This window comes from Pseudomonas sp. TE21394 (assembly GCF_054057835.1).
In genome coordinates, this window is the sequence record NZ_JBSRZR010000001.1 from 2,859,252 (window position 1) to 2,879,278 (window position 20,027).

Here is a 20,027-nt window from a genome sequence, read left to right on the forward strand (position 1 = left end):
GAGCAGTGCTGACACATCTTGATTCCCAGGGGCGGGCCAACATGGTCGACGTCACTGAAAAGGCCGTGACCGAGCGCGAGGCCAGCGCCGAAGCACGGGTGCGCATGTTGCCGCAGACCTTGCAGATGATCGTCGACGGCGAACACCCCAAGGGCGACGTGTTCGCGGTAGCGCGCATTGCCGGGATCCAGGCGGCGAAGAAGACCAGCGACCTGATTCCGTTGTGCCACCCGCTGATGCTGACCAGCGTAAAGGTGGAACTCAACGCCGAGGGGCAGGATGCCGTGCGCATCGTTGCCCGCTGCAAGCTGGCCGGGCAGACCGGCGTGGAGATGGAAGCGCTGACCGCTGCCAGCGTAGCCGCGCTGACGATTTACGACATGTGCAAGGCTGTGGACAAGGGCATGGTCATCGAGCAGGTGCGCCTGCTGGAAAAACTCGGTGGCAAGAGCGGCCACTACAAGGTGGAGGCGTGATGAAGGTCAAGGTGATGTACTTCGCCCGTTACCGCGAACTGCTGGGCCTGGATGTCGAGCGGGTGGAGGGCGCGTTCAAGGTGCTGGACGATGTGCGCCAGGCCTTGGTGGCCAAAGGTGGGCAATACCAGGTGCTGGCCGAGCAAAACCTGATGTGCGCGCGCAACGAAGAGCTGTGCAAGCTTGATGAACCGCTGGAAGAGGGCGATGAGGTAGCGTTCTTCCCGCCGGTGACCGGAGGCTGAACATGGCAGTGCGAGTGCAGGAGGGCGCGTTCGACCCAGGTACCGAAACCAATGCCATGCATGCGGCCAATGTCGGTGTGGGCGCGGTGGTTGCCTTTGTCGGCTATGTACGGGACTTCAACGATGGCCGGGAAGTGGCGGGGATGTTCCTTGAGCACTACCCGGGCATGACCGAAAAGGCCCTGGGCAAGATCGTGGTCGAGGCCGAGCAGCGTTGGCCGTTGCTCAAGGTCGAGGTGCTGCACCGCATCGGTGCGCTGGAACCGGGTGAGCCGATCGTCTTCGTCGGCGTGGCCAGTGCCCACCGTCAGGCGGCGTTCGATGCGTGCAACTTCATCATGGACTACCTGAAAACCCGGGCGCCGTTCTGGAAGAAGGAGAACACCCAGGAGGGGCCGCGTTGGGTCGAAGGGAGGCAGAGTGACCAGGATGCTGCCGGGCGCTGGTAGATCCTTGTTTGATGGCCGGGGCGGAGCCCCGGTTCGCGGGTGAACCCGCTCCCACAGGTATTGCACAGGTCCGAAAGCTATGCAGTACCTGTGGGAGCGGGTTTCCCCGCGAAAAGGCCGGTACAGGTCAGTGGTGCTTGCGCGGCACCGGCTTCAACAGCTCATCCGGCGGCATCTCGCACTTGATCTTGCGTCCCAGCAAAGCTTCGATCGCCGGCAACTGGTAGGAATCATCCTCACCGGCAAAGCTGATCGACACACCACTGGTACCGGCACGGCCGGTGCGGCCAATGCGGTGCACGTAGTCGTCCGGGTCTTCCGGCAGGGTGAAATTGATCACGTGGCTGATGCCGTCGATGTGAATGCCACGCCCGGCGACGTCGGTAGCCACCAGCACGGTAATGCGCCCTTCGCGGAAATTCTCAAGGGTACGGATTCGCTTGTGCTGTGGCACGTCGCCCGACAACTGGGCGGCGTTGATGCCGTCGCGCACCAGTTTTTCCTCGATGCGCCGCACTTCGTCCTTGCGGTTGGCGAATACCATCACCCGTTCCCACCTGTTCTGGGTCACCAGATTGTACAGCAGCTTGTATTTGTCGCTGCCGGCCACCGCATAAACGTGCTGCTCCACCGTTTCGCTGGCCACGTTCTCCGGCTCGATCTCGACGATGGCCGGGTTGGTGGTCCACTGTTTAGCCAGGTTCATCACGTCGTCGGTGAAGGTGGCGGAGAACAGCAAGGTCTGGCGCTCGCTTTTCGGCGGGGTCTGACGAATGATCTGGCGAACCTGGGGGATGAAGCCCATGTCGAGCATGCGGTCGGCTTCGTCCAGCACCATGACCTCGACCATGTCCAGGTGCACCTCGCCACGCTGGTTGAAGTCCAGCAGGCGGCCGGGCGTAGCAACCAGGATGTCGCAGTGGCGCGCTTCCAAGGCCTTGAGCTGCTTGTCGAAGTCCATGCCGCCGACGAAGCTCATGACGTTGAGGCCGGTGTACTTGGTCAGTGCAACGGCGTCCTTGGCGATCTGTACCACCAGTTCGCGGGTGGGGGCGATGATCAGCGCGCGCGGTTCACCCATGTAGCGTTCCTTGGGCGGAGGCGTCTGCTGCAACTGGGAGATGATCGAGATCAGGAACGCAGCAGTCTTGCCGGTACCGGTCTGGGCCCGGCCAATCGCGTCCTGGCCACGCAGGGTATAACCCAGCACCTGCGCCTGGATCGGCGTGCAGTACGGGAAGCCCAGGTCGTGGATGGCGTGCATCAGTTCGTTGGACAGCTTGAAGTCGTGGAAGCGGGTCTTGCCTTCCTGCGGCTCGACCACGAAGTCTTCCGGTTTCCACAGGCTGGCCTGTGGCTTGGGCTTGCGCTCGCGGCGCGGTTTGTCCTTGGCCGGCTTGTCGGCGGCCGGCGCAACGACAGCAGGCTGTTCAGCCTTGGGCGTAGGGTTGGCGCGAGGGGCGGGCGTTTTTGCCGCCGGCCGGGCCTCGCTGGCAGGCGCAGGCGCCGCCACGCTGGCAGCAGGAGCGGCGGCCTGTGGCGCGGCGTCTCCCTTGCCGAATATTTTCTTGAGTGCCTTGAGCACGATCGTCTCATCAACTGGTTAAGGAATGTACGCCGGCAGTGTAAAGCAAGATTCGGGCGCGGCGTAGTGGCTTGGGCTTACAACTACAGATGGCTTCTGCTTATTGCAGTTGCTTGGCCAACCAGTCGTGGATATCGCCCAGCTCTTCTACCACCACTTCGTGCTCCATCGGGTATTCATGCCAGCGGGCGGCAACGCCCCAGGTATCCAGGTACTCGAAAGCGGTGCGGCCCATGGACGGGATCACCACCGGGTCGTGCACGCCATGCAGACACAGGGCGGGGGTGCGTTGCTGGCAGGCGCTCAGCTGATGCTGGTCATTGAAGGTCGGCGCATAGGTCGACAGGGCAATCACGCCACCCAGGGCTTCCTGCCACTTTATATAGGCAGTGTGCAGCACCACTGCGCCGCCCTGGGAAAAACCGGCAAGGAAAATTCGCGACAGGCTGACACCTTTGGCTTGCTCGGCCTTGATCAGGGCAATCACTTGTTCGGTCGACTCCTCCAGCTGTGCCTCGTCGATGGCACGGGCAGGGGTCATGGCCTTGATGTCGTACCAGCTGGGCATGGCATAGCCGCCGTTGATGGTCACCGGGCGGGTGGGGGCCTGGGGCATGATGAAGCGGGTACTGAGCAGGCGCTCCTGCATGAATTCGGCGACTGGTAGGAAGTCGTAACGGTCGGCACCCAGACCGTGCAACCAGATCACACAAGCGTCTGCGGTTTTCTGCGGTTCGAGAATCAGCGGGTTGGTCATGACTGCTCCGAAAGTGTGCGGGTCTCGTTGTGGCGTGCGTGAAAAGAAGGCGCTGGAAATGATTGTCTGAAAAAGAATGTCGCAACGATACAACTTTCCCTACTTGACGAGCGCTTAATCGCTACAGCCAGACAATCTGGTACGCGCTTTGCAATTCAACCTCCGATGCAAAGGGCAGGCCGTGACGGTAACACCCTTTGCACGCGAAGGCTGTCATAGAACAGCCCATTGCGCCAATTGACCCAATAACAAGCCAATACGGGTCGGATACGCCTCAAAAGGGTGCGGTGCAATTCCGGCTCGATACAACAAGAGCGATTTGGAGGTTGTGAATGAAGATGTTGAAAACCACCCTGGCAGTCCTGACCGCTGCCGCTGCACTGGGCGCCGTGAGCAATGCCCAGGCCGGCGCCACCCTCGATGCGGTGAAGAAGAAGGGCTTCGTCCAGTGTGGCGTGAGCGACGGTCTTCCAGGCTTCTCGGTACCTGATGCGCAGGGCAAGATCGTTGGTATCGACGCCGATGTGTGCCGTGCCGTCGCCGCTGCCGTGTTCGGCGACGCGACCAAAGTCAAGTTCAGCCAGCTCAACGCCAAGGAACGCTTCACCGCGCTGCAGTCGGGCGAAGTCGACGTGCTGTCACGCAATACCACCTGGACCAGCTCGCGCGATGCCGGCATGGGCCTGGTGTTCGCCGGTGTCACCTATTACGACGGCGTCGGCTTCCTGGTCAACAAGAAGCTGGGCGTTTCCAGCGCCAAGGAACTCGATGGCGCGACCATCTGCATCCAGGCTGGTACCACCACCGAACTGAACGTATCGGACTTCTTCCGCGCCAATGGCTTGAAATACACCCCGATCACCTTCGACACCTCCGACGAAAGCGCCAAGTCGCTGGAGTCCGGCCGTTGCGACGTGCTGACCTCGGACAAGTCGCAACTGTTCGCCCAGCGCTCCAAGCTGGCCGCGCCGGGCGACTACGTGGTGCTGCCGGAAACCATCTCCAAGGAGCCGCTGGGCCCGGTGGTGCGTAAAGGCGACGAAGAATGGTTCAGCATCGTCAAGTGGACCTTGTTCGCCATGCTCAACGCCGAAGAGGCCGGCATCACCTCGAAGAACGTCGAAGCCGAGGCCAAGGCCACGAAGAACCCGGACGTCGCCCGCCTGCTGGGTGCGGACGGCGAGTATGGCAAGGACCTCAAGCTGCCCAGGGACTGGGTAGTGCAGATCGTCAAGCAAGTCGGCAACTACGGCGAAGTGTTCGAGAAGAACCTGGGCCAGGGTACCGACCTGAAGATCGACCGTGGCATGAACGCCCTGTGGAACAACGGCGGCATCCAGTACGCACCACCGGTGCGCTGATGGCTGCACCCTGCGGCGGCATCCTGCCGCCGCAGGTTGTTCGGAACCCTACTTTCCGGGGCACTTCATGCAAAATCGAATTGGCGCACAAAAGGGGTTATCCCTGAGCGATCCACGTGTGCGTGCGTGGCTGTTCCAGATCCTCACGATAGCCTTCGTGGTCGGTCTGGGCTGGTACCTGTTCCACAATACCCAGACCAACCTGCAACACCGAGGTATCACCTCGGGCTTCGACTTCCTCGAACGCAGTGCCGGCTTCGGCATCGCCCAGCACCTGATCCCCTACGTGGAATCCGACAGCTATGCGCGGGTGTTCGTCATCGGCCTGCTCAACACCCTGCTGGTGACCTTCATCGGCGTGGTCCTGGCGACCATCCTCGGCTTCATCATCGGCGTGGCACGGCTGTCGCCGAACTGGATGATCAACAAGCTGGCGACCGTGTACGTGGAAACCTTCCGCAACATCCCGCCGTTGCTGCAGATCCTGTTCTGGTACTTCGCCGTGTTCCTGACCCTGCCAGGGCCGCGCGGCAGCATCAACTTCCAGGACACCTTCTTCATCAGCAACCGTGGCCTGAACATGCCTGGTGCGTCCATGGCCGACGGCTTCTGGCCGTTCGTCATTGCCCTGGGCCTGGCCGTACTGGCCATCGTCGCGATGGTGCGCTATGCCAACAAGCGCTTCGATGAAACCGGCGAGCCATTCCACAAGTTCTGGGTGGGGCTGGCACTGTTCATCGCCATTCCGGGTGCCTGTGTACTGCTGTTCGGCGACCCGGTGCACTGGGAAGTGCCGCAATTGAAAGGATTCAACTTCGTCGGTGGCTGGGTGCTGATTCCCGAGTTGCTGGCGCTGACCCTGGCGTTGACCATCTATACCGCCGCGTTCATTGCCGAGATCGTACGTTCCGGTATCCGTTCGGTCAGCCATGGCCAGACCGAGGCCGCGCGCTCGCTGGGCCTGCGCGAGGGCCCGACCCTGCGCAAGGTGATCATCCCCCAGGCACTGCGGGTGATCATTCCGCCGCTGACCAGCCAGTACCTGAACCTGGCGAAGAACTCGTCACTGGCGGCCGGTATCGGCTACCCGGAGATGGTCTCGCTGTTCGCCGGTACCGTACTCAACCAGACCGGCCAGGCCATCGAGGTGATTGCCATCACCATGAGTGTCTATCTCGCCATCAGCATCAGCATTTCGCTGCTGATGAACTGGTACAACAAGCGCATTGCGTTGATCGAGCGGTGAGGATACGCCAGTGAATGCCCATGTTTTCAAACCCGACATGCCGCCACCGGTGAAAACCGTCGGCGTGCTCGCATGGATGCGGGCCAATCTCTTCTCCAGCTGGCTTAACACGCTGCTGACCCTGTTCGCCATCTACCTTGTGTGGTTGATCGTGCCGCCGATGCTGCAGTGGGCGTTGCTCGATGCCAACTGGGTCGGTACCACCCGCGCCGACTGCACCAAGGAGGGCGCCTGCTGGGTGTTCGTGCAGCAACGTTTCGGCCAGTTCATGTATGGCTACTACCCGGCCGAACTGCGCTGGCGCGTGGACCTGACCGTGTGGCTTGCCGTGCTTGGCGCCGCGCCATTGTTCATCAAGCGTTTCCCGCGCAAGGCTGTCTATGGCCTGGGTTTCCTGGTGCTGTACCCGATCCTGGCCTACACCCTGCTGCACGGCGGCGTGCTGGGCCTGGAGAATGTACCGACCAGCCAGTGGGGCGGGCTGATGCTGACCCTGGTGATCGCCACCGTGGGTATCGTCGGTGCCTTGCCGCTGGGCATCCTGCTGGCCCTCGGGCGGCGCTCGAAGATGCCGGCGGTGAAGGTGGTATGCGTCACCTTCATCGAGTTCTGGCGCGGCGTGCCGCTGATCACCGTGCTGTTCATGTCATCGGTGATGCTGCCGTTGTTCCTGCCCGAAGGCATGAGCTTCGACAAACTGCTGCGGGCGATGATCGGCGTGATCCTGTTCCAGTCGGCATACATAGCCGAAGTGGTGCGTGGCGGCCTGCAGGCCATCCCCAAGGGCCAGTACGAAGCGGCCGCGGCCATGGGCCTGGGCTACTGGCGGGCGATGGGCCTGGTGATCCTGCCGCAGGCGCTCAAGCTGGTGATCCCCGGCATCGTCAACACTTTCATTGCCCTGTTCAAGGACACCAGCCTGGTGATCATCATCGGCCTGTTCGACCTGCTGAACAGCGTCAAGCAAGCCGCCGCCGACCCCGCCTGGCTGGGCATGGCCACCGAAGGCTACGTGTTCGCGGCCCTGGTGTTCTGGATTTTCTGTTTCGGTATGTCCCGCTACTCCATGCACCTGGAGCGCAAGCTGGACACTGGCCACAAGCGTTAGGAGTTTCGAAATGAGTGAAGCGATCAAGCAGCCTGCCGGCCCCGAAGGCATCATCCAGATGCAGGGCGTGAACAAGTGGTACGGCCAGTTCCATGTGCTCAAGGACATCAACCTGAACGTGCGCCAGGGCGAGCGCATCGTGTTGTGCGGGCCATCGGGCTCGGGCAAGTCCACTACCATCCGCTGCCTCAACCGCCTGGAAGAGCACCAGCAGGGGCGCATCGTGGTCGATGGTGTCGAGCTGACCAACGACCTCAAGCAGATCGAGGCCATCCGCCGTGAAGTGGGCATGGTGTTCCAGCACTTCAACCTGTTCCCGCACCTGAGCATCCTGGAGAACTGCACCTTGGCGCCGATGTGGGTGCGCAAGATGCCGCGGCGCAAGGCCGAGGAAATTGCCATGCACTACCTGGAGCGCGTGCGCATTCCGGAGCAGGCGCACAAGTACCCGGGGCAGTTGTCCGGTGGCCAGCAGCAGCGCGTGGCGATTGCCCGTGCGTTGTGCATGAAACCGAAGATCATGCTGTTCGACGAACCGACCTCGGCGCTGGACCCGGAAATGGTCAAGGAAGTGCTCGATACCATGGTGGGCCTGGCCGAGGATGGCATGACCATGCTTTGCGTGACTCACGAGATGGGCTTTGCCCGGACCGTGGCGAACCGGGTGATCTTCATGGACAAGGGCGAGATCGTCGAGCAGGCGTCGCCGGATGACTTCTTCGACCGGCCGCGCAGTGACCGGACCAAGTTGTTCCTGAGCCAGATCCTGCACTGACGCAAAAGGGGCCGCAAAGCGGCCCCATTCCTACTTCTCTTCCTTGGCCACCGCTGGCGCTGGCGGCGGCCGCAGCCCAACCTCGGCAACCAGCTTCAGCTGTTGCCCGTTGCGCATAACTTCGATGGTGATTTTCTCGTTGGGTTTGATCCGCGCCACCTGGTTCATCGACTTGCGTCCGTCGCCGGCCGGCTCGCCGTTGATGCTCAGGATCACGTCACCCAGCTGCAACCCGGCCTTCGCCGCCGGCCCCTCGCGGAAGATACCCGCCACGACGATGCCCGGGCGGTCCTTCATGCCGAACGATTCGGCCAGTTCCTGGCTCAGCGGCTGCACTTCGATGCCCAGCCAGCCACGGATCACCTGGCCGTGCTCGACGATCGACTTCATTACCTCCAGGGCCAGTTTCACCGGGATCGCGAAGCCGATGCCCTGCGAACCGCCGGACTTGGAGAAGATCGCCGTGTTGATGCCGATCAGGTTGCCGTTGGCATCCACCAGCGCACCGCCGGAGTTGCCCGGGTTGATCGCGGCGTCGGTCTGGATGAAATCTTCGTAGTTGTTCAGCCCCAGCTGGTTACGCCCAGTGGCGCTGATGATGCCCATGGTCACGGTCTGGCCGACTCCGAACGGGTTGCCGATGGCTAGCGACACGTCGCCGATGTGAATGGTGTCGGAGCGGCCGATGGTGATCGCCGGCAGGTTCTTCAGGTCGATCTTCAGCACCGCCAGGTCGGTTTCCGGGTCGCTGCCGATGACCCGGGCCAAGGTCTCGCGACCGTCCTTCAGGGCCACCACGATCTGGTCGGCGCCGCTGGTCACGTGGTTGTTGGTCAGCAGGTAGCCTTCGGGGCTCATGATCACGGCTGAGCCCAGGCTTGATTCCCAGCGGCGCTGTTTGGGCAGGTTGTCCCCGAAGAAGCGGCGGAACTGCGGGTCTTCGAACAGCGGATGCGAGCTCTTGTTCACCACCTTGGTGGTGTACAGGTTGGCGACCGCCGGGGCGGCCAGGGTCACGGCGTCGGCATAGGACATGGGGCCCTGCATGATCCGCGAAGTCTGCGGTGCCTGTTGCAGGTTGACGTCCTGGCTGGGCAGGCCGACCCATTCCGGAAAACGCTGGATGATCAGCATGGCGACCAGTACGCCGGTAAGCAGGGGCCAGCCAAAGTAACGCAAAGCCTTGAACATGAACGAATCCTGGAAAGAGCGAAGACCGGTGGGCGCGCGGTGGAGAATGAGCGCGCGCGATCATACACCGGTTCCCCCAGTGCCCGCGACGGCCCATAATGGCCGGCATTATACGGGCGTTGCATGGGCGTTGTGCCCGATAAAAATGCAGATTCGAGGAGATTTTCATGGCCGTCGCACTGAACACCCTGGTCGAGGAAGCCGAGCGTTACCTGGGCAGCGCGAAGATCCAGGATTACTGCCCCAATGGCCTGCAGGTCGAGGGCCGGCCGCAGGTCAGCCGCATCGTCAGTGGAGTCACTGCCAGCCAGGCGCTGCTGGATGCGGCGGTCGAGGCCGAGGCCGACCTGGTGCTGGTGCACCATGGTTATTTCTGGAAGGGCGAAAACCCGTGCGTCACCGGCATCCGCCAGCGCCGGCTGAAGACCCTGCTGAACAACGATATCAGCCTGCTGGCGTTCCATCTGCCGCTGGATGTGCACCCGGACGTGGGCAACAACGTGCAGTTGGCGCGGCAACTGGACATTACTGTCGAAGGTCCGCTGGACCCGGAAAACCCCAAGGTGGTCGGGCTGGTCGGTTCGCTGGCCGAACCGCTCACCGCGCGTGACTTCGCCCGTCGTGTGCAGGAGGTGCTGGGGCGCGAGCCGTTGCTGGTCGAGGGCGAACAGATGATCCGCCGGGTCGGTTGGTGCACCGGCGGCGGGCAGGGCTATATCGACACCGCGATTGCGGCCGGGGTCGACCTGTACCTGACCGGGGAAGCCTCCGAGCAGACCTATCACAGTGCGCGCGAGAACGGTATCAGCTTCATTGCTGCCGGGCACCACGCTACCGAACGCTATGGGGTGCAGGCGCTGGGCGACTATCTGGCACGGCGGTTTGCCGTCGAACATCTGTTCATCGATTGCCCGAATCCTATCTGACAGTGGTATGGCTTTTTCGCGGGCGTGGCCGCGAACAGGCCGGACCTGCCAGCTCGAAACTTCAGTCATATGGTTAGACTTTTTCGATCTAGCCGGCCTCCTAAATAGAAGCACTCGCTGTGATAAAGTGGCTCGCTCGAACACGGCCCGCAGGCCGTCCATAAGATCGTTTTTCGTGAGTAGCCATGGTCGACAAACTGACGCACTTGAAACAGCTGGAGGCGGAGAGCATCCACATCATCCGCGAGGTGGCCGCCGAGTTCGACAACCCGGTGATGCTGTACTCGATCGGCAAGGATTCCGCCGTGATGCTGCACCTGGCGCGCAAGGCCTTCTTCCCGGGCAAGCTGCCGTTCCCGGTCATGCATGTCGACACCCAGTGGAAATTCCAGGAGATGTACCGCTTCCGCGACAAGATGGTCGAGGAAATGGGCCTGGAGCTGATCACCCACGTCAACCCGGAAGGTGTGGCGCAGGGTATCAACCCGTTCACCCATGGCAGCTCCAAGCACACCGACATCATGAAGACCCAGGGCCTGAAGCAGGCGCTGGACAAATATGGCTTTGATGCCGCCTTCGGTGGCGCGCGCCGCGACGAAGAGAAGTCGCGGGCCAAGGAGCGTGTTTACTCGTTCCGTGACAGCAAGCACCGCTGGGACCCGAAGAACCAGCGCCCCGAGCTGTGGAACGTGTACAACGGCAAGGTCAACAAGGGCGAGTCGATCCGGGTCTTCCCGCTGTCGAACTGGACCGAGCTGGACATCTGGCAGTACATCTACCTCGAAGGCATTCCGATCGTGCCGCTGTACTTCGCCGCCGAGCGTGAGGTCATCGAGAAGAACGGCACCCTGATCATGATCGACGACGAGCGCATCCTCGAGCATCTCACCGATGAAGAGAAGGCCCGCATCGTCAAGAAGAAGGTGCGCTTCCGTACCCTTGGCTGCTACCCCTTGACGGGCGCTGTCGAGTCGCAAGCCGAGACCCTGACGGACATCATCCAGGAAATGCTCCTGACCCGTACGTCCGAACGCCAGGGCCGTGTCATCGACCACGATGGCGCCGGCTCCATGGAAGACAAGAAACGCCAAGGCTACTTCTAATTTCAGGGTTACTCCATGTCGCACCAATCTGATCTGATCAGCGAGGACATCCTCGCCTACCTGGCCCAGCACGAGCGCAAGGAACTGCTGCGTTTCCTGACCTGCGGCAACGTCGACGACGGCAAGAGCACCCTGATCGGGCGCTTGCTGCACGACTCGAAGATGATCTACGAGGACCACCTCGAGGCCATCACCCGTGATTCGAAGAAGGTCGGCACCACCGGCGAAGAGGTCGACCTGGCGCTGCTGGTCGACGGCCTGCAGGCCGAGCGCGAGCAGGGCATCACCATCGATGTCGCCTACCGCTACTTCTCCACCGCCAAGCGCAAGTTCATCATCGCCGACACCCCGGGCCACGAGCAGTACACCCGCAACATGGCCACCGGCGCGTCCACCTGCGACCTGGCGATCATCCTGGTCGACGCCCGCTACGGCGTGCAGACCCAGACCCGCCGCCACAGCTATATCGCCTCGTTGCTGGGCATCAAGCACATCGTCGTGGCGGTCAACAAGATGGACCTCAAGGGCTTCGACCAGGGTGTGTTCGAGTCGATCAAGGCCGACTACCTGAAATTTGCCGAAGCCATCAACCTGGTGCCGAGCAGCCTGCACTTCGTGCCGATGTCGGCGCTCAAGGGCGACAATGTGGTCAACCACAGCGAGCGTTCGCCGTGGTACACCGGCCCGACGCTGATGGAAATCCTCGAAACCGTGGAGGTTTCGGCCGACCGCAACTTCACCGACCTGCGTTTCCCGGTGCAGTACGTCAACCGCCCGAACCTGAACTTCCGTGGTTTCGCCGGCACCATCGCCAGCGGCGTGGTGCACAAGGGCGACGAAATCGTCGTGCTGCCGTCGGGCAAGAGCAGCCGGGTCAAGTCCATCGTCACCTACGAAGGTGAGCTGGAAAACGCCGGCCCCGGCCAGGCCGTGACCCTGACCATGGAAGACGAGATCGACATCTCCCGTGGCGACCTGCTGGTGCATGCCGACAACGTCCCGCCGGTCACCGACCAGTTCGACGCCATGCTGGTGTGGATGGCCGAGGAGCCGATGCTCCCAGGCAAGAAATACGACATCAAGCGCGCCACCAGCTACGTGCCGGGCTCGATTGCCAGCATCACCCACAAGGTCGATGTGAATACCCTGGAGCAGGGCGCTGCCAGCGCCCTGCAACTGAACGAGATCGGTCGGGTCAAGGTATCCCTGGATGCCCCGATCGCCCTGGATGGCTATGACAGCAACCGCACCACCGGTGCGTTCATCGTCATCGACCGCCTGACCAACGGCACTGTCGGCGCCGGCATGATCATCGCCCCGCCGGTGCTGCCGCACGGCGGCACCGGCCATCACGGCAAGCAGGCCCACGTTTCTACCGAAGAGCGTGCCCTGCGCTTCGGCCAGCAACCCGCCACCGTGCTGTTCAGTGGTTTGTCCGGCGCTGGCAAGAGCACCCTGGCCTATGCCGTGGAGCGCAAATTGTTCGACATGGGCCGTGCGGTGTATGTGCTCGACGGCCAGAACCTGCGCCATGACCTGAACAAGGGCCTGCCGCAGGACCGCGCCGGCCGCACCGAGAACTGGCGCCGCGCCGCCCATGTGGCGCGCCAGTTCAACGAAGCCGGCCTGCTGACCCTGGCTGCGTTCGTGGCCCCGGATGCCGAAGGCCGCGAACAAGCCAAGGCGTTGATCGGCAAGGAGCGCCTGGTGACTGTTTACGTCCAGGCCTCGCCTATCGCCTGCCGCGAGCGTGACCCGCAAGGTCTGTACGCTGCCGGTGGCGATAACATCCCGGGTGAAAGCTTCCCGTACGATGTGCCGCTGGACGCCGACCTGGTAATTGACACCCAGACCACCAGCGTGGACGAGGGCGTGAAACAGGTGCTGGACGTACTGCGTCAGCGTGGCGCGATCTAAGCATTGGTTTATCAGAAAACCCCGCGTCGGCGGGGTTTTCTGTTTCTCGTCGCCGCAGGCTTGCCCGCTCTGGCAGGATAAATAGAGAACACCCGTGTGAACGGGGTGTTGGCGTCACTCTGCTCTGGCTACTGTCAGCCGCAGCCTTTCAATCGGTAAGGCCATTTCCACCGCTCGGTAAGGTCTGGCTTAGATATGTTTTTCCGACACCGGTATTATTCGGCGTTCCTTCACAGCCTTGTAGGAAAAACTCGAATAGATCTCCTTCACCCCTGGCAATCGCTGCAGTACTTCGCGGGTGAATTCGCCGAACGACTCCAGGTCTCGCGCCAGGATTTCCAGCAAAAAATCGTAGCGCCCGGAAATGTTGTGGCAGGCGACGATCTCTGGAATCTCCATCAGCCGCCGCTCGAATGCCAACGCCATGTCCTTGGTGTGCGAATCCATCATGATGCTGACGAACGCGGTCACACCGAAACCCAGCGACTTGGGCGAAAGGATCGCCTGGTAGCCGGTGATGTAGCCGTGGTCTTCCAGCAGCTTTACCCGGCGCCAGCAGGGCGAGGTGGTCAGTGCCACCTGGTCGGCCAGTTCGGCAATGGTGAGGCGGGCGTTGTCCTGCAGGGCGGCGAGCAGGGCGCGGTCGGTACGGTCGAGGCTTGAAGGCATTTTTTACCCTCCTTGTCCGGTAATTGTTGTTTTCATTCCAACAAGCGCACGGATATGTGGGCCAATTTGGAAAAAATCGGGCAGCCCGGTGGCATAAGCTTATAACAAACCACAAGAGGCTGTTGCCATGCGCGGCTCCGATAACAACACCGGTTTTTCCACACGGGCCATTCATCATGGCTACGACCCGCTTTCCCACGGTGGCGCCTTGGTGCCACCGGTGTACCAGACCGCTACCTATGCCTTCCCAACCGTCGAATACGGCGCTGCGTGCTTCGCTGGCGAGGAGCCGGGGCATTTCTACAGCCGCATCTCCAACCCGACCCTGGCCCTGCTGGAGCAGCGCATGGCCTCGCTGGAGGGCGGCGAGGCGGGGCTGGCATTGGCGTCGGGCATGGGAGCCATCACCTCGACGATCTGGACCCTGCTGCGCCCTGGCGACGAGCTGATCGTCGGGCGCACGTTGTATGGCTGCACCTTCGCCTTCCTGCACCATGGCATTGGCGAATTCGGGGTGAAGATCCGCCATGTCGACCTGAATGACGGCAAGGCACTGAAAGCGGCGATCAACAGCAAGACGCGGATGATCTACTTCGAAACCCCGGCCAACCCCAACATGCAACTGGTGGATATCGCTGCGGTTGCCGAGGCCGTACGCGGGCACGATGTACATGTGGTGGTCGACAACACCTACTGCACACCCTATCTACAACGTCCACTGGAGCTGGGGGCTGACCTGGTAGTGCATTCGGCAACCAAGTACCTCAGTGGCCACGGCGATATCACCGCCGGCCTGGTGGTGGGGCGCAAGGCGCTGATCGACCGCATTCGCCTGGAAGGGCTGAAGGACATGACCGGGGCGGTGCTGTCGGCGCATGACGCAGCGCTGCTGATGCGCGGGATCAAGACCCTGGCCCTGCGCATGGACCGCCATTGCGCCAATGCCCGGCAGGTGGCGGAGTTTCTGGCCCGGCAGCCGCAGGTGGAGTTGATTCACTATCCGGGGTTGCCGTCGTTTGCCCAGTACGAACTGGCGCAGCGGCAGATGCGTTTGCCGGGCGGGATGATTGCCTTCGAACTCAAGGGCGGTATCGAGGCGGGGCGGAGCTTCATGAATGCCTTGCAACTGTTTGCCCGGGCAGTGAGCCTGGGCGATGCCGAGTCGCTGGCGCAGCACCCAGCGAGCATGACGCATTCCAGCTATACCGCGAAGGAGCGGGCGCACCACGGGATCTCGGAGGGGCTGGTGCGCTTGTCGGTGGGGCTGGAGGATGTGGAGGACCTGCTGGCGGATGTCGAGCAGGCATTGCAGGCTTGCAGCTAGGTTGCCTGGGCCGTCCTCTTCGCGGGCACGCCCGCTCCTTCAGGTATCCCACGGATTGCAAATGCTGTGGTGTACCTGTGGGAGCGGGCGTGCCCGCGAAGAGGCCAGTGAATCCAGCCCACAAAAAAGGCCTCTAGCGAGGCCTTTGTCATTTTCTGCAGATCAGCGCTTGAGCCCGTAGCTCTCGTCAAGCATGCCCGGCGAATTCGGCGCTTTCGGTGCGTAGTCACGTGGCACTTCGGCGTCCTTCGGCGGGGTCAGGCGGTCGCGTGGACCTTGCGCTGCCTCGGAGTGCAGGGCCGCCAGCAGGCGTTGGCGAGTGACGTCGTCGAGGGCCAGGCTGTTGGCGCCTTCGGCCAGGTGGTCCTGCACGTCCTGATAGCTCTGGGTCAGTTTCTTGACCAGTACGGCAGTGCTGTTGAAATGAGTTACCACTTCGTTCTGATAGCTGTCGAAGCGCTTCTGGATATCATCCAGTTGACGTTGGGTGCTGCTCGGCGCTGCATTGGGCAGCAGGCGAGCGACGACGAAACCGACCACCACGCCGATGACCAGGGCCAGGGTCGGCAACAACCAAACAAGGAGCGAGAGTTCCACGAGTCCTTCCTCTATAAACGGCTTTGCTTTACGTTAACGGCTCAGACCTGCGCTGTATACCGCGAGCGATCGCAAATCAGAACAGAATTCCTCACCTAGACGAATCGACCCCTTTCGAGGTCACGGAGTAGTGCCTTGCTTGTCCGCGAAACCCCCTTGTTCATCGATGGCCCCAGCGGCCAGCTGGAAGCCCTGTATCTGGACGTGGCCGATGCCCGCGGCGCGGTGCTGATCTGCCACCCCAACCCGGTCCAGGGCGGCACCATGCTCAACAAGGTGGTCTCGACCCTGCAACGCACCGCCCGCGATGCCGGCTATGTGACCCTGCGTTTCAACTACCGTGGTGTTGGCCAGAGCGCCGGCAGCCATGACATGGGCGCTGGCGAGGTGGCCGATGCCGATGCTGCCGCGGCCTGGCTGCGCGAAAAGCATCCAGGCCTGCCCCTGGTGCTGATGGGCTTCTCGTTCGGCGGCTTCGTCGCCGCCAGCCTGGCCGGCCGCCTGGAAGCCGCCGGGGTAGAGCTGCAGCAGCTGTTCATGATCGCCCCGGCAGTTATGCGCCTGACGCCGGAATTCCCGCTGCCGCAGCAGTGCCTGATCACCGTGGTGCAGCCGGACGCTGACGAAGTCGTCGCGCCACAACTGGTATACGAATGGTCTGACAGCCTGTCGCGCACCCATGAGCTGCTGAAAGTGGCAGAATGCGGACACTTCTTCCATGGCAAGCTGACCGATCTGAAGGATCTGCTGCTGCCGCGCCTTTCGAACTGAGCCAAGCCTGAATAAGCGAACACCCATGACCACGCGCATCCTTACCGGTATCACCACCACCGGCACTCCGCACCTGGGCAACTATGCCGGTGCCATCCGCCCGGCCATCCTTGCCAGCCAGCAGCCTGGTGTCGACTCGTTCTACTTCCTGGCTGACTACCACGCGCTGATCAAGTGCGACGACCCGCTGCGCATCCAGCGTTCGCGCCTGGAAATCGCCGCCACCTGGCTGGCCGGTGGCCTCGACCCGGACAAGGTGACCTTCTACCGCCAGTCAGATATCCCGGAAATCCCCGAACTGACCTGGCTGCTGACCTGCGTCAGCGCCAAGGGCCTGCTCAACCGAGCGCACGCCTACAAGGCCTCGGTGGACAAGAACCTGGAAAACGGCGAAGACCCGGACGCCGGCGTGACCATGGGCCTGTACAGCTATCCGGTGCTGATGGCTGCCGACATCCTGATGTTCAACGCCAACAAGGTGCCGGTCGGGCGTGACCAGATCCAGCATGTGGAAATGGCCCGCGACATCGGCCAGCGCTTCAACCACCTGTTCGGCCAGGGCAAGGACTTCTTTGCCTTGCCGGAGGCGGTGATCGAGGAAAGCGTGGCGACCCTGCCGGGCCTAGACGGGCGCAAGATGTCCAAGAGCTACGACAACACCATCCCACTGTTCACCAGCGCCAAGGAAATGAAGGACGCCATTTCGCGCATCGTCACCGACTCGCGCGCACCCGGCGAAGCGAAAGACCCCGACAACGCCCACCTGTTCACCCTGTTCCAGGCCTTCTCGTCGCCAGCGCAGTGCGCCGAGTTCCGCGAGGAGCTGCTGCAGGGCCTGGGCTGGGGCGAGGCCAAGCAGCGCCTGTTCCAGCTGCTGGACGGTCAGCTTGCGGAAAAGCGCGAGTACTACCACCAGTTGATTGCCCGCCCAGCAGACCTGGAGGACATTCTGCTGGCCGGCGCCGCCAAGGCGCGCAAGATCGCCACGCCGTTCCTCGAACAGCTGCGCGAAGCCGTTGGCCTGCGTTCGTTCCGCACCAGTGTGCAGGCCAGCACCGAAGTGAAGAAAAAGGCCGCCCGGAGCGCGCGTTTCGTCAGCTTCCGTGATGAAGACGGCAGCTTCCGCTTCCGCCTGCTCGGCGCCGACGGTGAACAGTTGCTGCTGTCGCGCAGCTTCGCCGACGGCAAGAGCGCCGGTGCCGTGAGCAAGCAATTGCAGCAGGGTGGCGAGGCGGACGTGCGCCTGGAGGGCCTGGGCTTCGGTCTGTGGCTGAATGGCGAACAGGTCGCCGACGGGCCGCAGTTCGACAACGCCGAGGCACGTGATGCGGCTATCGAAAGCCTGCGTGTAGCACTTCAGCCACAATCGGACTGAGGCATATTGACGCAAGTCTGATTGCCATTAAGCGGGCCTGTCGCTACAGTGACGGCCCGTTTTTTTGTTGCCCCGCTAACGAATCATGACGCCCCTAGAACGATATCAAGCAGATCTGAAACGTCCCGACTTCTTTCATGACGCGGCGCAGGAAACTGCGGTGCGTCACCTGCAGCGCCTGTACGACGACCTCGTGCACGCGCAGAACAACAAGCCGGGCGTGTTCGGCAAGCTGTTCGGCAGGAAGGAGCAGACACCGGTCAAGGGCCTGTACTTCTGGGGTGGGGTGGGGCGCGGCAAGACCTACCTGGTCGATACCTTCTTCGAGGCGCTGCCGTTCAAGCAGAAGATGCGTACGCACTTCCACCGCTTCATGAAGCGTGTGCACGAGGAAATGAAAACCCTCAAGGGCGAGAAGAACCCGCTGACCATCATTGCCAAACGCTTCAGCGATGAAGCCAGGGTGATCTGCTTCGACGAATTCTTCGTCTCCGACATCACCGACGCGATGATCCTCGGCACCCTGATGGAAGAGCTGTTCAAGAACGGCGTATCGCTGGTGGCGACCTCCAACATCGTGCCGGACGGCCTGTACAAGGACGGCTTGCAGCGCGCGCGCTTCCTGCCGGCCATCGCCATGATCAAGCAGTACACCGACGTGGTGAACGTCGACAGCGGGGTCGACTATCGCCTGCGGCATCTGGAGCAGGCCGAACTGTACCACTACCCGCTCGATGAGGCGGCGCACCAGAGCCTGCGCGCCAGCTTCAAGGCATTGACCCCTGAGTGCACCCAGGCGGTCGAGAACGACGTGCTGATGATCGAGAATCGCCCGATCCAGGCCCTGCTGACCTGTGACGACGTGGCCTGGTTCGACTTCCGCGCCCTGTGCGATGGCCCGCGTAGCCAGAACGACTACATCGAGCTGGGCAAGATCTTCCATGCCGTGCTGCTGAGCAACGTGGAGCAGATGGGCGTCACCACCGACGACATCGCCCGCCGCTTCATCAACATGGTGGACGAGTTCTACGACCGCAACGTCAAGCTGATCATCTCGGCCGAGGTTGAGCTGAAGGACCTGTATACCGGCGGGCGCCTGGCCTTCGAGTTCCAGCGTACCCTGAGCCGGTTGCTGGAGATGCAGTCGCACGAATTCCTGTCTCGCGCACACAAGCCATAACATGCCAGGGGCTGCAAAGCAGCCCCCAGGCCCTCAAGCCTCCTGCATGAACTGCTGTCGATACTGGTTCGGCGACAATTCCGTGTGCTGGCGAAACAACCGCGCAAAGAAACTGGCGTCGTCGTAACCGACCTCGTAGCTGATGGTCTTGATGCTCTTGCGCGTACTCGACAGCAAGCCCTTCGCCGTCTCGATCCGCAGCCGTTGCAGGTAATGCAGCGGCTTGTCGCCGGTCGCTCCCTGGAAGCGGCGCATGAAGTTGCGGATGCTCATGCCGTGGTTGCGGGCCACGTCCTCGAAGCGGAACTTGTCGGCGAAGTGTTCTTCCAGCCAGTGCTGGATCTGCAGGATGACCAGGTCCTGATGCAGCTTCTGGCCGCCAAAACCCATGCGCCCCGGGGTGTAGTTGCGCTGCACCTCGTAGAGGATGTCGCGGGACACGGCGCGGGCCACGTTGGCGCCGCAGAAGCGTTCGATCAGGTAGATGTACAGGTCGCAGGCCGAGGTGGTGCCGCCTGCGCAATACAGGTTGTCGGCGTCGGTCAGGTGCTTGTCCTGGTTCAGGCGGATCTTCGGGAAGCGTTCGGCAAAGCTGTTGAAGAAGCGCCAGTAGGTGGTGGCCTCCTTGCCGTCGAGCAGGCCTGACTCGGCCAGCCAGAACACGCCACTGGCCTCGGCGCACAGCACCGCGCCACGTGCATGTTGCTCGCGCAGCCATGGCAGCACCTGTGGATAACGCTGCAGCAAGTTGTCGAAATCGTCCCAGAAGGCCGGCAGGATGATCACGTCGGCATCGTCCAGGCCACCATCGACCGGCAGTTGCACGTTGCTGAAGCTGTCCACGGACTGGCCGTCCGGGCTCACCAGACGGATCTCGAACATGGGCTGCAGGCCCAGGCCAAGCTGCTTGCCGTAGCGCAGGCTGGCGAGGTGGAAGAAGTCCTTGGCCTGCATCAAGGTCGAAGCGAACAC

The 20,027-nt window shown here is 62.2% G+C and carries 20 protein-coding genes; 14 read left to right on the forward strand and 6 right to left on the reverse strand.

Annotated elements, in window-relative coordinates; genetic code table 11:
- The first annotated feature begins 5 nt into the window (after positions 1-5).
- From moaC to moaE, 3 genes are read left to right on the forward strand one after another with little or no spacing between them, the layout of a single operon-like run.
- Complete coding sequence (gene moaC / locus ACVWZT_RS13165) at positions 6-476, forward strand: cyclic pyranopterin monophosphate synthase MoaC (protein ID WP_296230578.1); 471 nt, start codon at positions 6-8, stop codon at positions 474-476.
- On the forward strand, positions 476-721 hold the full coding sequence (locus ACVWZT_RS13170) for a MoaD/ThiS family protein (protein ID WP_296230601.1): 246 nt from the start codon (positions 476-478) through the stop codon (positions 719-721). The genes moaC and ACVWZT_RS13170 overlap by 1 nt, the downstream gene beginning before the upstream one ends.
- 2 nt (positions 722-723) lie before the next feature.
- Positions 724-1,170 carry a molybdopterin synthase catalytic subunit MoaE gene (gene moaE, locus ACVWZT_RS13175; RefSeq protein WP_457469688.1) on the forward strand — a complete coding sequence of 149 codons (447 nt, stop codon included), beginning with the start codon at positions 724-726 and terminating at the stop codon, positions 1,168-1,170.
- 127 nt (positions 1,171-1,297) lie between these two features.
- On the opposite strand, the gene rhlB is transcribed toward moaE, so the two are convergent.
- Positions 1,298-2,755 carry an ATP-dependent RNA helicase RhlB gene (rhlB, locus tag ACVWZT_RS13180; protein ID WP_457469689.1) on the reverse strand — a complete coding sequence of 486 codons (1,458 nt, stop codon included), beginning with the start codon at positions 2,753-2,755 and terminating at the stop codon, positions 1,298-1,300.
- A 100-nt stretch (positions 2,756-2,855) separates the two neighbouring features.
- Complete coding sequence (locus tag ACVWZT_RS13185) at positions 2,856-3,512, reverse strand: alpha/beta hydrolase (protein WP_457469690.1); 657 nt, start codon at positions 3,510-3,512, stop codon at positions 2,856-2,858.
- 332 nt (positions 3,513-3,844) lie between these two features.
- Between ACVWZT_RS13185 and ACVWZT_RS13190 the strand changes: the two genes are divergently transcribed.
- The 4 genes from ACVWZT_RS13190 (at position 3,845) to ACVWZT_RS13205 (ending at position 8,002) form a co-directional block, all read left to right on the forward strand.
- Complete coding sequence (locus ACVWZT_RS13190; RefSeq protein WP_457469691.1) at positions 3,845-4,873, forward strand: amino acid ABC transporter substrate-binding protein; 1,029 nt, start codon at positions 3,845-3,847, stop codon at positions 4,871-4,873.
- Positions 4,874-4,940: 67 nt separating this feature from the next.
- The gene (locus tag ACVWZT_RS13195; RefSeq protein WP_457469693.1) at positions 4,941-6,119 is read left to right on the forward strand and encodes an amino acid ABC transporter permease; all 1,179 of its coding nucleotides are present in this window, start codon (positions 4,941-4,943) and stop codon (positions 6,117-6,119) included.
- Between the two features lie 10 nt (positions 6,120-6,129).
- Positions 6,130-7,227: an amino acid ABC transporter permease gene (locus ACVWZT_RS13200; RefSeq protein ID WP_296230584.1), complete on the forward strand. Its 1,098-nt coding sequence runs from the start codon at positions 6,130-6,132 to the stop codon at positions 7,225-7,227.
- 10 nt (positions 7,228-7,237) lie between these two features.
- Positions 7,238-8,002, forward strand: a complete 765-nt coding sequence (locus ACVWZT_RS13205) for an amino acid ABC transporter ATP-binding protein (protein WP_170032466.1) — start codon at positions 7,238-7,240, stop codon at positions 8,000-8,002.
- Positions 8,003-8,032: 30 nt separating this feature from the next.
- Here the strand turns inward: ACVWZT_RS13205 and algW are convergent, their stop codons facing one another.
- The gene (gene algW / locus ACVWZT_RS13210) at positions 8,033-9,193 is read right to left on the reverse strand and encodes a Do family serine endopeptidase AlgW (protein WP_457469695.1); all 1,161 of its coding nucleotides are present in this window, start codon (positions 9,191-9,193) and stop codon (positions 8,033-8,035) included.
- A 167-nt stretch (positions 9,194-9,360) separates the two neighbouring features.
- On the opposite strand from algW, the gene ACVWZT_RS13215 reads away from it, so the two are divergent.
- The 3 genes from ACVWZT_RS13215 (at position 9,361) to cysN (ending at position 13,139) form a co-directional block, all read left to right on the forward strand.
- Complete coding sequence (locus ACVWZT_RS13215; RefSeq protein WP_296230586.1) at positions 9,361-10,119, forward strand: Nif3-like dinuclear metal center hexameric protein; 759 nt, start codon at positions 9,361-9,363, stop codon at positions 10,117-10,119.
- A 185-nt stretch (positions 10,120-10,304) separates the two neighbouring features.
- A complete protein-coding gene (cysD, locus tag ACVWZT_RS13220) occupies positions 10,305-11,222 on the forward strand; it encodes a sulfate adenylyltransferase subunit CysD (protein ID WP_186685362.1) in 918 nt (305 codons plus the stop codon).
- Between the two features lie 15 nt (positions 11,223-11,237).
- Positions 11,238-13,139 carry a sulfate adenylyltransferase subunit CysN gene (cysN, locus tag ACVWZT_RS13225; RefSeq protein WP_457469698.1) on the forward strand — a complete coding sequence of 634 codons (1,902 nt, stop codon included), beginning with the start codon at positions 11,238-11,240 and terminating at the stop codon, positions 13,137-13,139.
- 189 nt (positions 13,140-13,328) lie between these two features.
- Here the strand turns inward: cysN and ACVWZT_RS13230 are convergent, their stop codons facing one another.
- A complete protein-coding gene (locus ACVWZT_RS13230) occupies positions 13,329-13,808 on the reverse strand; it encodes an Lrp/AsnC family transcriptional regulator (protein ID WP_296233273.1) in 480 nt (159 codons plus the stop codon).
- 127 nt (positions 13,809-13,935) lie between these two features.
- Between ACVWZT_RS13230 and ACVWZT_RS13235 the strand changes: the two genes are divergently transcribed.
- Positions 13,936-15,132, forward strand: coding sequence for a methionine gamma-lyase (locus ACVWZT_RS13235; protein ID WP_457469699.1), 1,197 nt, complete (start codon positions 13,936-13,938; stop codon positions 15,130-15,132).
- 162 nt (positions 15,133-15,294) lie between these two features.
- Here the strand turns inward: ACVWZT_RS13235 and ACVWZT_RS13240 are convergent, their stop codons facing one another.
- Positions 15,295-15,729, reverse strand: a complete 435-nt coding sequence (locus tag ACVWZT_RS13240) for a YhcB family protein (RefSeq protein ID WP_003257164.1) — start codon at positions 15,727-15,729, stop codon at positions 15,295-15,297.
- 135 nt (positions 15,730-15,864) lie between these two features.
- Here ACVWZT_RS13240 and ACVWZT_RS13245 point away from each other — a divergent pair, with 135 nt between their 5' ends.
- The 3 genes from ACVWZT_RS13245 to zapE all read left to right on the forward strand — a co-directional run bounded on the left by ACVWZT_RS13245 (position 15,865) and on the right by zapE (position 19,055).
- A complete protein-coding gene (locus ACVWZT_RS13245) occupies positions 15,865-16,500 on the forward strand; it encodes an alpha/beta hydrolase (protein ID WP_457469702.1) in 636 nt (211 codons plus the stop codon).
- A gap of 25 nt (positions 16,501-16,525) precedes the next feature.
- A complete protein-coding gene (locus ACVWZT_RS13250) occupies positions 16,526-17,875 on the forward strand; it encodes a tryptophan--tRNA ligase (protein WP_457469704.1) in 1,350 nt (449 codons plus the stop codon).
- 85 nt (positions 17,876-17,960) lie between these two features.
- Positions 17,961-19,055, forward strand: coding sequence for a cell division protein ZapE (gene zapE, locus ACVWZT_RS13255; protein ID WP_457469706.1), 1,095 nt, complete (start codon positions 17,961-17,963; stop codon positions 19,053-19,055).
- Positions 19,056-19,088: 33 nt separating this feature from the next.
- Here the strand turns inward: zapE and ACVWZT_RS13260 are convergent, their stop codons facing one another.
- On the reverse strand, positions 19,089-20,009 hold the full coding sequence (locus ACVWZT_RS13260; protein WP_296233285.1) for a GlxA family transcriptional regulator: 921 nt from the start codon (positions 20,007-20,009) through the stop codon (positions 19,089-19,091).
- Positions 20,010-20,027: the final 18 nt, after the last annotated feature.